The organism is Pirellulales bacterium (assembly GCA_036267355.1).
Lineage (GTDB): Bacteria > Planctomycetota > Planctomycetia > Pirellulales > DATAWG01 > DATAWG01.
Window position 1 is genome coordinate 1 of record DATAWG010000017.1, and the last position, 12712, is coordinate 12712.

At 57.5% G+C, this 12712-nt stretch carries 11 protein-coding genes; 7 read left to right on the forward strand and 4 right to left on the reverse strand.

All coding sequences use genetic code 11. The features are described from left to right. The first annotated feature begins 278 nt into the window (after positions 1-278). Complete coding sequence (locus VHX65_02915; protein ID HEX3997482.1) at positions 279-1274, forward strand: tyrosine-type recombinase/integrase; 996 nt, start codon at positions 279-281, stop codon at positions 1272-1274. Between the two features lie 45 nt (positions 1275-1319). Here VHX65_02915 and VHX65_02920 read toward each other — a convergent pair whose 3' ends face one another. The 4 genes from VHX65_02920 to VHX65_02935 are packed head-to-tail and all read right to left on the reverse strand — an operon-like array spanning position 1320 to position 3628. Beyond that, positions 1320-1973: an ArdC-like ssDNA-binding domain-containing protein gene (locus tag VHX65_02920; protein ID HEX3997483.1), complete on the reverse strand. Its 654-nt coding sequence runs from the start codon at positions 1971-1973 to the stop codon at positions 1320-1322. After that, positions 1970-2680: a hypothetical protein gene (locus VHX65_02925; GenBank protein ID HEX3997484.1), complete on the reverse strand. Its 711-nt coding sequence runs from the start codon at positions 2678-2680 to the stop codon at positions 1970-1972. The genes VHX65_02920 and VHX65_02925 overlap by 4 nt, the downstream gene beginning before the upstream one ends. A gap of 58 nt (positions 2681-2738) precedes the next feature. Continuing rightward, the gene (locus tag VHX65_02930; GenBank protein ID HEX3997485.1) at positions 2739-3311 is read right to left on the reverse strand and encodes a hypothetical protein; all 573 of its coding nucleotides are present in this window, start codon (positions 3309-3311) and stop codon (positions 2739-2741) included. 56 nt (positions 3312-3367) lie between these two features. Next, positions 3368-3628, reverse strand: a complete 261-nt coding sequence (locus tag VHX65_02935) for a hypothetical protein (GenBank protein HEX3997486.1) — start codon at positions 3626-3628, stop codon at positions 3368-3370. 673 nt (positions 3629-4301) lie between these two features. Between VHX65_02935 and mobF the strand changes: the two genes are divergently transcribed. From mobF to VHX65_02965, 6 genes are all read left to right on the forward strand, one after another. After that, positions 4302-6947, forward strand: a complete 2646-nt coding sequence (mobF, locus tag VHX65_02940; protein ID HEX3997487.1) for a MobF family relaxase — start codon at positions 4302-4304, stop codon at positions 6945-6947. Continuing rightward, positions 6928-7392 (forward strand): hypothetical protein, encoded by a 465-nt coding sequence (locus VHX65_02945; GenBank protein ID HEX3997488.1) that lies wholly within the window; start codon positions 6928-6930, stop codon positions 7390-7392. Before mobF ends, VHX65_02945 begins: the two co-directional genes overlap by 20 nt. A gap of 1574 nt (positions 7393-8966) precedes the next feature. Next, positions 8967-9185, forward strand: a complete 219-nt coding sequence (locus VHX65_02950) for a hypothetical protein (protein ID HEX3997489.1) — start codon at positions 8967-8969, stop codon at positions 9183-9185. A 417-nt stretch (positions 9186-9602) separates the two neighbouring features. After that, positions 9603-10418 (forward strand): ParB/RepB/Spo0J family partition protein, encoded by an 816-nt coding sequence (locus tag VHX65_02955; GenBank protein ID HEX3997490.1) that lies wholly within the window; start codon positions 9603-9605, stop codon positions 10416-10418. 250 nt (positions 10419-10668) lie between these two features. Next, positions 10669-12456 carry a type IV secretory system conjugative DNA transfer family protein gene (locus VHX65_02960; protein HEX3997491.1) on the forward strand — a complete coding sequence of 596 codons (1788 nt, stop codon included), beginning with the start codon at positions 10669-10671 and terminating at the stop codon, positions 12454-12456. 84 nt (positions 12457-12540) lie between these two features. After that, the coding region (locus VHX65_02965; GenBank protein HEX3997492.1) for a transposase family protein at positions 12541-12712 on the forward strand (172 nt) is incomplete at its 3' end.

The following is a 12712-nucleotide window of genomic DNA, read 5'->3' on the forward strand; positions in this document are numbered from 1 at the left end:
GACCCCACTCCTCCTCCGGAGGAGGAGTGGGGTGAACTCTTCCATTACCAATAAACGCTACGTAAACTAGGAACCCATCACCCCTCAGAGCGCTGCACTATTCAACCGCCGAGCGCTGCACTATTCGAGCGCCGTTTACACAAAGACCCGGCGAGGGAAATGATCAAACTGACGACCTATCTGGGGCATGGAAATCCGGCGCACACGTACTGGTACATCGAGGCAGTTCCGGAACTGCTCGCTCTTGCTTCCCGCCGCATGGAAGAGGGGGTGCGGTCATGACGATGACAACACTTCCGGCCCTCATCCAGCAGTTCTTCACGGACCGGCTCTGCAACCAGATGGAGGCCAGCCCGAACACGATTGCCAGCTACCGCGATACGTTCCGCCTGCTGCTGCGCTTCGCCAGTGAGCGGACCAATCGCGTTCCGACGAAACTCAAGATCGAGGATTTGGACATGGCGCTCGTCGAAGACTTCCTCGTTCACGTGGAAACTCAGCGTCGCAACAGTGCCCGCAGCCGCAATGCCCGGCTGGCTGCGATCCGATCCTTCTTCCGGTTCGTGGCTATGCACGAGCCGGCCCATATGCTTCATTGCCAGAGAATCTTGGCCATGCCGAGCAAACGCTACGTGCGACAAACGGTTGAGTTCTTGGATCGTGCGGAGATGGAAGCATTGCTGGCTGCGGCGGATCGATCCACATGGGTCGGACGGCGCGACCATGCCATTCTCGTCGTGGCTCTGCAAACCGGACTGAGGGCGTCGGAGATCGTTAACCTGCGCCGCTGCGACATCGTGACCGGAACAGGAGCCCACGTCCGGTGCGAGGGCAAAGGGCGCAAACAGCGCTCTACGCCATTGCGACAGGACACCCTCAAGGTTCTGGATGCGTGGCTCAGTGAGCGAATGGGCGGCACCGACGATCCGTTGTTCCCGACGGTGCGAGGGACCAAGCTCAGCCGTGATGCTCTCGAACGCCTTGTGCAAAAACACACGCTGGCGGCTGCGAAGTCGTGCCCCTCACTGATTGGGAAACGGGTCAGCCCGCACGTTCTCAGGCACAGTACGGCGATGGAACTGCTCCACCACGGTGTCGATCAATCGGTGATCGCGCTCTGGCTTGGGCATGAATCCGTCGAGACCACACAGGTCTACATCCACGCCGACCTGCGCCTCAAGGAGAAGGCGCTCGCACGAATCGCCGCACCAGAATCTCATCCTGGGCGATACCGGCCAGACGATACGTTACTTGCCTTCCTCGAAGCTCTGTAATTATGCCGAGCAGCCGCGTCGGATGCCCCCTGAAATCCAGGAACTTCACATCCGACGCGGCATAATCCGGCACGCGGCATTATGTGTGACTTCGTGTGCCAGGGTGGCGTAGTAACTTTCGGCATCGCGGAAGCTCTCGAAGGCGGGCACTTGAATGCAGTCGGGCTGCCGGGCGTAATAGGCCATCGAGCCGCCGTGCCTGATGTCCGCACCGGTGCGGCCGAAGAACTGCTCCGCCCGCTGGACCCGCTCGACAGTATGCAGCCGTGGCTCGGCCTGGGCATAGTAGTGGGCAGGCAAGCCGTCGATTTGCTCGGCATTGAAGACGGAGTAGCTCTTGAGGAAAGGCACCTCGTGCTCGTGCTCCTCGCCGTTATCGTCGGTTTCGTGCCGGGTGAAAGTGTTGGCATAGACGACGAGCGATCCCTTCTCGCCGCGGCGGACCCGTCCTTCGAGTTCACCGGCCTGCCGGTAGGTCATCCACAGGGGACAGGTAAAGCCGTGCCGCATGGCGGCCAGCCACAGCAGCACGACGTTGATGCCGCGGTACGGCATGGCATTGAACCGCAAGGGCCGTGATACCACGCCCGCCGCGTGGGCGGCCTGCCAGGGTTGAAGCCAGGGGCGACTGCCCGCTTCGAGTTGGGCGACGATCTGGTCGGTCACCCGGCTGTAGACATCGGCTCGCACGGAGGTCATGCCGGCCTCCGGTCGGACGCGGCCTTGACGATGGCAGCTCGAAGCCTCGCCTGAATGTCGGTGCGCGGCACGAGAGTTTGAGTGTCAATCCAGTCCGAAGCGGCTTGTAAGGCGTCCCGCAGTTCCACAACAATCCCCAACTCCAGCGCCTCGGTGCTGAGGCCCTCGCAGGCATTGACGGCAGCGACGATGCGACGGGCGTTGGCTTCGGTTTCTTTTTCCCATGCGCCGCCATCGTCTTCCTCGGGCTGGTGAGCGTCCATGTAAGCGATGGCTAGGGCGCCATTGGTGATAGGCTTTCCATCTTGCTCGGGGCGATAGTCCCACGGCCCCGGCGTGTGCGCGATTCTGGAGGAAGCATCTGCTGTGCTGAGTCCGGCATCCTCCACCTCTTCGCGCTGCATCGGGACGTGAACCTGAATATCGACTCCCTCGGGGACCGCCGCCAAACTGATCAGGTAACCGATCCGGTTCACGAAATGCATTCCGCTATGGAGGTACATATCGCCGTCCTCACCGTCCACCAGGGTCCAGACGGTGGACGGGTGTTGCTTTCGCACGAAGTCGAGTTCTTCGCCGAAGGTCTCGAAGAGACATCCTCCCGCATCACCGAATGCCCAAGTGGCATGGGGATTGAGATGGTTCGTCCTCAACGGATAGCGCTTGTCAAACTCGTCTTCAGTCAGCTCGATCAGATCATGTTTCATGGTGTGAGTCCTTTTCGTTATGGGGCGGACGTTGCCGCCCGCCCCGAGGTTGGTTTTCTCAGGCTGCAATCCTGAAGGTTTCGCGTAATGCGAAAACCGACTCCGCCGAAACCGCGATCAGAGCGGTCGAGCGATGCCCCAGTCGTTCGCGGATGTCAGCAGGTAGATCGATTACCTCCAGCACATCCTCCACGGTTCTGCTTGCCGTTACGAAATCCAGGAATTGACGCTTCCTGTCATTTTTGAGCCCGTAGTTGGCCTGAAACTCCGCCTCATATGCGTCGAACACCTGCTCGCATTCCGCCGATACGGCGAGCACTTCTCCCGAGTAGCAACCACGATGTTGCGGCATATCGGCAAGGCTCGCATCGGACGGAAATGACTTGCCGTCAACTCTTCCGCTGGGGAATTGGAACCGTAGGCAGTGATCCGTTCTGACAACCTCGTACTTGCGAAGAACCGCCATGTCCGCCTCGGGGTACTTCGCACGAATCGCCTCGTTGGCATACCCGATCAATTGCTGGAGCAGTTCATTCTCTCGCGTCCGATCAATGCCCGATTCGATGTGTTTGAAGCCGTACTCCTCGATGATGGCACGGCGTGCTTTGTTGAGTTGCGTTCTCTTGGTCATATAAAAATTCCTTCTCGAAAGGGCGGCCCGTTTCCGAGCCGCCCGGTTGAACATCATTACGCCGCCTGTTGGGATTCTTTGCGGCTCTTCGCGTCGGCCTGCTGCTGGTTGGTGATCCAGGTGTGGGCCAAGTCGAGCAGCTTGGCCATCGGCAGCAAGTCGTCCGAATTGAGGCTGTCGGTTTCCTTCCAGGTCTCCTCGCCTTGCTTGTAGCTGCGGCTGGAGGTGACGCTGTACCAGGAGCCTTTCTCGCCGCTATTGCGCCAGATAGTGACTTGCAGGACGCCGTTGCGGATTTTGTGTGCTGGTTTAGACATGGTATGGGTCTCCTTCATTTAGGTTTCCGGCCCCGCCAACCGGGGCCTTACGGCAATCAAAACGAAGCCGCCAAAGCCGGGAGCACTTCAGCGACGGTCAATTGCCGGGTGAGAACGAAACGGCCCTCGCGAGGTCGGCGGTGTGCCGCCTTTACCTCGCCGCCGTTTCGCAACGGAAGCCGGTGATTGACCGGCCCGGCGGCGGCTTCAGAGTGCCGTAAGTATGGCCTCGGTGGGGACGGATCGAATGAAAAGAGACGGCATCGTCCGGTGCCGGCATACGAAACCGCCGAACGACAAGACGCTCGGCTCTATCGTGGCAAGGCATCTTGGTATCGGCGGAGAGGCTGCAACAGCGATAAGCATGAGAGGACAGGGAAACCGGCGAAGGCAGCGGGCGGCCGGCGGCCGGTCGGGATGGCACGCCGGCCGCGATTCCTGGTCATGCGGAGCACAGGGACGAGACCATAGCGCCAGGGCAATCGCATTCCGGCGGTCGAATGTGTCGCACCGTCGATCACATGCTCCGCCGCGACGAAGTGACAACGAACCAAGCGGCGGTCGAGATCAGCCGCGAAAGAATCCGGCTCGTGATGCGAATGTCACCGGGCCAGTCATTTTTGCCATTCCTCGGCATGACGCATACGATGCTGCGTCATCAAAGGGCGCTGCCATGCTGCGTATTCATCAAATAGCGAATGCGGCTAACGCGAAGGCGTACTACACCACGTCGGATTATTTTCTCGATACGCCCGGCCAATGGATCGGCAAGGGCGCCGAACTTCTCGGCCTCTCTGGTCGCTGCGATCAAAAAGATTTCAACGCCCTCTGTGACAATCTGAATCCGGTAAGCGGCAAGCCACTCACGGTCGTGACACGCGACGGCCGGCGAACTGGCTGGGATTTTTGCTTCAATTCGAGTAAGTCAGTTGGCATCGCCCGCGAACTGACGGGCGACATGCGAATCGAGGACGCTCACTGCGAAGCCGTGACCTACGCCATCGGCGAAATTGAAAAGGATATGGCGACGCGCGTGCGAGTCGGTGGCCAGGACGACGACCGCAATACCGGCAACCTCGTCGGGATGCACGTCATCCATCGCACGACGCGGCCGAATAAGGACGACCATCTGCCGGATATGTCGCTGCACAGCCACGTCGTGGTGTTCAACGCAACGCATGATTCGGTCGAAAATCGCTGGAAGGCCGCACAGCTAGGCGACATCAAACACCACGATGCGCCGTACTACGAAGCGCTCTATCACAATCGCCTGGCCGCGAATCTCAAGGCCATCGGCTACGGCATCCGCCGCAAAGACAAGACGTTTGAGGTGGCCGGGATTTCCGATGAGCTCATTAAGAGATTCAGCCGGCGGACGGCAACGATTGAGGAAATGGCAGCGGCGCTCGGGCTGCGGAATCCCGAATCGAAGGCCAAGCTTGGGGCGACAACGCGGCTGCACAAAGTCGAACTCAAGGAAGACGATTTGACGCGCTACTGGCGTAGCCGGCTTTCGCACAAAGAACGGGCGACGATGGAAAAGCTCGATGGCCACGAGTCGTATCAATCGGACGAGCGGCAGGCAACGCGCTACGCGATTGCCCACATGTTTGAACGCGACAGCGTCGTTGATGAACGGCGGCTCTATGAGGCGGCAATCCGGCATGGCATCGGCTGCGTTTCGCCGGACGGCATTCGGGCCGAGGCGGTCCGGCAGGGTGTCCTATCGAACGGCAAGGAAGCGACGACGCGGGATCTGCTCGCGGAGGAGCGCCGGATCATCGCCTTCGCCCGCGACGGCAGGGGAACCTGCAAGCCGATGGCGACGGAGGAACAGCTTACGCGGCAAAAGGATTTTCAAAATCTGTCGGCCGAACAGAAACGCATCGTCATGCACATCGGGCGCTCGACCGATCGCGTCATCGTAGTGGAAGGTGATGCCGGCACTGGCAAGACGGATTCCCTGCTGGTCACGATTCCCGGCATCAATACGCCGGGCGTTATGCTGGCTCCCTCGGCCGACGCCAGTCGCGGAGTTTTGCGGAGCAAGGGGTTCGCAAACGCCGATACGCTGGCGAAGTTTCTGCAAGACAAGGAATTCCAGGAGCAGGCCAAAGGCGGGTTCATCCTGCTCGACGAAGCGCCGCTGGCGGGCTTCAAGGATATTGACCAATTGATGAAAGTGGCAAAGGAAATTAACGCTCGGGTCATACTTCTTGGGGATCGTAAACAGCACGGCAGCGTGCAACGCGGCAACCTGTTTCCGGTGCTGGAGCGATTCGCCGGGCTGCCGGTCGGCCGCCTCACCGAAATCTTTCGTCAGCAAAACGATTGCTACAAGCAAGCGGTGGCGAGCTTGGCCAAGGGCGATATGACGGGCGGCTTCGACCGGCTTTTCGATCTCGGCTGGGTGAAAGAGACCAGCAGCAACGCGCCCCTCGTCGACGATTACATGGCGGCGATTCAGGCAAACAAGTCCGTGATTGTCGTGGCGCCGACGCATGTCGAGGGCGACGAAATCACGGCAGAGATTCGTAGCCGGCTCAAAGAGGCCGGCATTTTAAGCAAGGATGAACGGGTAATTGAGCGGCTCAATCCATTGTCCTGGACAGAAGCCGAAAGAGGCGACCTCGCCCGATATGAAGGCAGCGAAGTCATGCGGTTTCACCGCAACTCGGGCTCGTTCCGTGCCGGCCAGCGTGTCCGGGTCGCGGACTGGAAGCCCGGCCAGCACTTCGGCAAAGCGTCAGATTTTTCACTCTACGAGCCGGCGAGCATCGCGATTGCGGCTGGCGACCTGCTTCGGGCAACGGCTGGCGGGAAGACGAAGGACGGCAAGCACAAGTTCGACAACGGCTATAGCTGCGAAGTTGCCGGCTTCACCGAGGGCGGCGACATCCGGCTGAAAAATGGCTGGGTCATCGCGAAGGATTTTGGGCACCTGGCTTACGGCTACGTCAGCACATCGCACGCGTCGCAAGGCAAGACTTTGGATCGCGTGCTGATCTCGATGGGCAACGAGTCGATCCCAGCCATTTCGGCGGAACAGTTTTATGTGTCGGTTTCGCGCGGCCGCGAAAGAGCCACGGTTTTTAGCGACTTGCCGGCCGATGAATTGCGGCAACTGATTCAGCGGGCCGACAACCGAAAAGCTGCCACGGAACTCATGGGCCACGCAGCGCCGAAGCGAACCGACCGCCTGCGGACGTTTGCCAAACGCACCAGAGACGCGTTTCGTCAACTGCGTGAAAAGGCGGTCGAAATCTTCAGAGACTTCTCGTTTGAAAGGGAACGGTCAAATGCCGGACAACAACGATAACCATTCAAAGCTGCGATCCAGTCTGTTCGGTGCAAAACCCGTCACCGCGTCGCCCGACGAAGAGATTTCCAACTTTGGTCTGCCGGACACTTCGGCACCGTACCAAGCGTTTGCCCGCCCCACCAATAAGCCGGTGTACACGCTGCACTGCGGGCTCGGCAAGGACGGCTTTCGCTCGTTCGAATTCGTCCATTTGGATTCCAATAACTCGTTCAAGACGTCCTCATCTGGGCAGGTCATCACGTTGCGCTTCGCCGGCACGCAGGTCATGCAAGTCACGATTAAGGGTCGCAACCTGTGGCAGTTGTATGGCGCTCTTCATTCGCACCTTATTCCCTGGATCGTGCGAGCGGATCGCGACTTGGCGGACGAGCAAGAGGCCATCATTACCGCGATTGAGATCGTGGCAGTGGAATCGTCCGAGAGCAAGTTAGAAGTAAGTTAAAACGCTCTGGAAACTGTTCTGCGAAACTGCCGTGAGTGCGATTTCGTTGCCGATTCCTTCTGCGCCGGATCGGTTGACGAGATCACTGACAAAGAATGGTGCCGAATCGTTCTTGAGTAGGCGAGCAGCATCTCACCCGCGAACGGATAGAAATTCGCCAGCGCCGGCGAATTAACCAGGGCCGGTATGGCTCGTGAGCGGGACGCGAATTGTTCTTGGTTTTTCGGTGTTCTAGCCGAACAAACGCTCTCGATAGTGCAAATCTATGATCGCCTCGCGTGATTCGCAAAATCCATACGACGATTGCGCTTAAGTGCTTTAATAATGGGTGGTTATGGATGGCAATACAGAAAGGAGATGCCCGAAGCACAATCGGGCATCTGCTTTTCCGAACTGTAGTCCACACAAGAGATTGCGCGCTTTTTATAGATTTTCTACATCCTTTTTGAATTGATTTCGTATGAGTTATTAGGGGGCGAAAAGTCGTTATACGCACCAAAGGAAGATTCGGTCCACAGAAATCAGAAAATTGGATGCGGCTGCCCAAAAGTCGTGGGTGTCGCAAGACAGGGGGGGACAATCGGCAATTTCACGTTCGGCGTTTCAGTTGAATAGCAGTTTCTTTGAAGTTGACTTTTTAAATCGAAAGTGATGTTGTTTTCGTTCGACGCCGCCCCGTCTGATTTCATAGGGATTTTCCATCAACTAAGTCAGGCTCAAAAAGGTCGCGTTTGTTAGAGGGAGTAGGAGTTTCGTTGCCAAAACGAAGGATTCGTTCAAGAAAGGATATTGACGTGTCAGATTATCGCACCCATACGTCGGCACCGGATTCGATTAACGGCCTCGGAAGGGGCTTTGGCAATGGAAGGCGGGGAGGACTATCCATCGGTGAATTCGGGTTTGGAGACGATGGCGAGGGACCGACTGGACCGTTTGGTTCGAGCGAACCGTGGGAAATTCGGGACCACTTTCGCCTATTCAATGAAACTGGTTGGGAACTGAAGCACGGAGCAAGATCGCTGAACGAGGTGGCGAAGGTGCTGCTCCGTCGGCGTAAGGAGCGACGGTATCCGGCCGATTTGCCATCGGCCGCAAGTTCGATGTCTCTTGCCCACGAAGCAGTCTCAGAGTTTTTCGGTCTTCGTTACTTTCAGATTGGCCGTTCGGTCGAACTCTTCATCACGCGGGGAAAGGGGTGGCCCAGCACGGGATTGAGCGCATTGGGAGATCGCGCCTGGCGGGTCACACGTATTTGGCTTGTATACCACGGGTACGTGATAGATGAAAACGGTTGACATTCGTTTTCCGCCATCGCACGCTAATCTCGTTTGAAAACAGAGGTGGCAGGGGGACGGTGATTACATCTGGCGGGGGCCGACGTGATTCGGAGGAAGCGTTTAAGGACCTGGACCTGAGCTGCATCCATTTTCCGAGCGATAGCCTGTCAATCGGAACTCTTCGGAAGGAGCATCCCGAACTGTTCGACATAGGATTCGCATCCGGAGTCAACGCACAGCCGCAATTTTTTTTTCAACTCTCGACATGGCGGCCATGCCGAGGAGCAGCTCGCGCACATGCTCTATTGCGAAAGGTTCATTGCCGTTTCAGCCTATGCGGAGGTGAAAGGTATTGCTGGTCCGAACAACGAGTTTGCAGATTTGGCAGATTTGAAGGAGTCGGTGATTGAGCTTTATACCCAGTACAAGATCGCTAGCGGTATTCACCATGCGGAGCAATTGATTCGAGACATTGAGCGGCAGGCCGCTCAGTTGGCGAATCAGCAGAATCTATGATCTTCGCTAGATAGCGCTCGTTCACGTTCGCACTGTAGAGATACAACACCCCGCGGGAGAAATCCTGGCGGGGTGTTTTATTTTGTGAAACAGAATTCTCTTGTTACTCGGGAACGAAAATAATTGGACCGTGAGCAATCGACCAGGATGTGTCGTCCACACGCCACAGGAGGCTCACAATGCTTCTAAGAACTCTGGTCCTGGACGAAGTCGCGGCTTCACACACTTTCGAGTAAGTCGAGGTAAGTGAGACATCTCATCCGGTCGAGCACGATCTGACGGTGCTAAAGCAAGGTGTTTTATTCTGTGAAATGGTTCTAGTCCATTTACGCGGACTGGAAATAATTGAGCACGTTGAGTAACTCCCAATATCCGCTGACGCACTGGTGACAGCACTTAACCGAAAGGAGACCTGAAATGGCCGAAATCGAACACGCAAGATTGTCATTGGCAGGCTTAAAGCCGCATCCGCGAGTGGCTCGCACGCGAAGGGACGGGAAGAAAACCGGCCGACTGAGCGGCTCGATCAAAAAGGACGGCCAGATCAATGAATTCATCGTTGGCCCTGACCGGGAAACGGTCGTGAACGGCTGGGGCCGCGTCCTGGCGCTACAGGAGGCGGGCGAGGAATTTGGCAATGCAAAAATCCTCGATCATCTCCCAAGCGATTTCAAGCTGAAGGTGATGAATTTTGTTGAGAACCAGCTGCGGGAAGGGCTATCGGGCTACGACCAGTGGGTCACCGCGACGGACTGCCTGAGCATGAAGCCGGATATGACTGGCAAGGAGCTTGCCGCTGAATTCAATGTCACGCCCGGAATGATCTGTCGAATTCTCGCGCCCTCTTTCTGCCCGGTCGAGACGCAGGACGCGTTGAAGGCTGACCTGATCGGTTTGTCCGACTGCTATGCAATCAAGAAGGCAAAAACGCCCGAGCGGCAAGCAGCGATGCTCGCGATGAAGCTGTCTGGCATGGGACGGGACGACCTCGAAGAAGAGGGCCGCCGGGTTCGTGCTCGTTCTAAGCCCGCTGTCAAAGTCAGCCGGGCCAAGCTCATTCTGTCGTCCGGCATCAGCATCGTCGTCAGCGGTGCGGAGATCTGCCTCGAAACTGTAATCGAGGCGTTAAGCGATGTCGCGAAACAAGCGCGTCGGGCGCGGGAAGAGAACCAGGACATCAAAGCGTTCGCGTTGATTTTGAAAAACAAGGCTAAGAAAGGAGCCGCGTCATGAATCCGTTGAAAACCTTTGTGCTGCTCGTGTGGCACGCCCCGCTCGCAATCGTGAGCGTCATTATTTCGGTGTCGCTTTGCATGGTCGCGTGCCGTGAGCTCCTTCTTCGGCTTTTGGCCCCGGCGATTTTTTCCATACTGCCCAAACGATATCGGCGAATTCTTTATCTTGCGTAGAGAATTCCTGCGCTGCTTCCAATGGTCTGGGAACACTTCAAACAAGTGAGAGAATCATGTTCACATTGTCCCGCTTGATCCTGATCGCCTTTGTCGTCATGGGCGTCCTTTCCGTCTGTTTCCTTGGAGCAGTCTCTGGCCCCGGACTGGCCGTCTTGATCGTGGTTTGCGGTCTAGCCTGGGCCGGCAAACGGCGTCGAGTCCTTAGCGCGTTCGGCACGGCACGCTTTGCCGCAGAAGAGGATTTGCAGCAAGCCGGAATGCTGAGCGGAAGAGGGCTGATGATTGGCACGCTTCTCGGATCGCCACGACCGCGACTCCTCGGAGCGATGCTGGGGCTGATAAATCCGTTCATCCGGTCAGCGGACGCGACCAGTCGCTTCTTGCGGGCGATATTCCCGAAGGTCGATGTGAAGCCGTCGCTCGTGCGTCTATCGCGGGCAGTGCATACCGGAATTTTCTGCCCCACTGGCGGGGGGAAAGGTGTCTCATGCATGATTCCTTTTTTGCTTGAATGTCCCGATTCGTGCGTTGCCGTGGATTTTGGTGGCGCGCTTGCAAAGGCAACGATGAAACGCCGGCGGCGAATGGGTCAACGCATTGTTTTGCTCGATGGATACAAGCTGACAACGAATTCGCCGGACACGTTTAACCCGGTCAGTTTCATCGACAAGAATTCGCCCTACGCGATTGATGAAATTCGTGATCTAGCGTCCGCACTCGTGATACGAAATCCGCAGGAACGCGAGCCACATTGGGCAGACTCGGCAGAAACCTGGATCGCCGCGATGATTGCCGCGGTCGTGCAATACGGTGACCCGGATGATCGGTCGCTACAGACCGTGCGTAATGTGCTGTCTGATCCGCAAAAAATGGAGATGGCGACTAAGCTTCTCTGCGGCTCGGATGCGTGGCAAGGGATGCTCGCCCGCATGGGCCATCAATTGACGCACTACAAAGATAAGGAACTCGGCTCAACGCTCACCACGGTCAACCGACACTTGCGGTTTCTCGATACTCTCGCGGTGGCGGACAGCACCAGGACCAGTAGTTTCGATCCAAATGAGTTAGTGAACGGCAAGATGACCGTTTACCTCATTCTCCCGCCCGAACATGCGCGGACGCAATCGCCGCTGCTGCGGATGTCGATCAGCTCGATGTTGCAAGCGGTGGTCCGGGGCGGGCTTCAGGAGCGCAAGTTGGTGCATTTTGTCTTGGATGAAGCATCGAGCCTCGGCCATATGGAACAAATTGACGACGCGGTGGATAAATATCGCGGTTATGGCGCCCGCCTGATTTTCGGGTTCCAAAGTCTCGGCCAGTTGAAAAAATGCTTTCCCGATGGGCAGGATCAAACTCTTCTATCCAACGTCACGCAGGTATTCTTCGGAGTGAATGAGCCGGAGACGGCGGAATACGTTTCCAACCGCCTTGGCGAGCAAACCATCATCGTCGATAGCGGCGGGACGAGTCGCGGAACCTCGCAGCAACACAGCGCGAGGGACTACGGAAGCTATAGCACTTCGTCGAACTCGAACCACAACTGGCAACAACATGGGCGCAAGCTCCTAAAGCCCGAGGAAGTCACTGGGCTTTCGGCTCGGACGGCCATCACATTCGCGCCGGGTGTTCCGCCGATCTGCACGCGGCTGAGTCGCTATTACGAAGGCCGCCCGGACGCCCTCTGGCGTCGGCTGGTCCGAGGACTGAGGGCAACGGCTTGCTCGCTGTTGCTGCTTGGGACGAGCATTTTCGTCGCTGAAAAACTGGCGAGTGAGTACCGGTACATGTTGCAGCATCCGCCCGTGCGGGCGGTTCCACGACGGCAGTTTCATTCAGGGCGATTGCGCCATGTTGGGTAATCTGCAATGATTGCGGCGACACGCGGCAGCCGTTTCCAAGACGGACTTGGTGCGGCCTGTGCGCAACGGCTCAAGGAGGTCGCCATGTCGCAGGATGTTTTGTCGGCTCGCATTCAGGATCATTTCGAGGGGCTCACCGACCCGCGTCGCCGAGCAGTGGTGTATCCGCTGATCAATGTCGTCATGATCGCCATTTGCGCGGTGATCTGCGGCGCCGACGATTTTGTGTCCATTGCCGCATTCGGACATTTGAAGA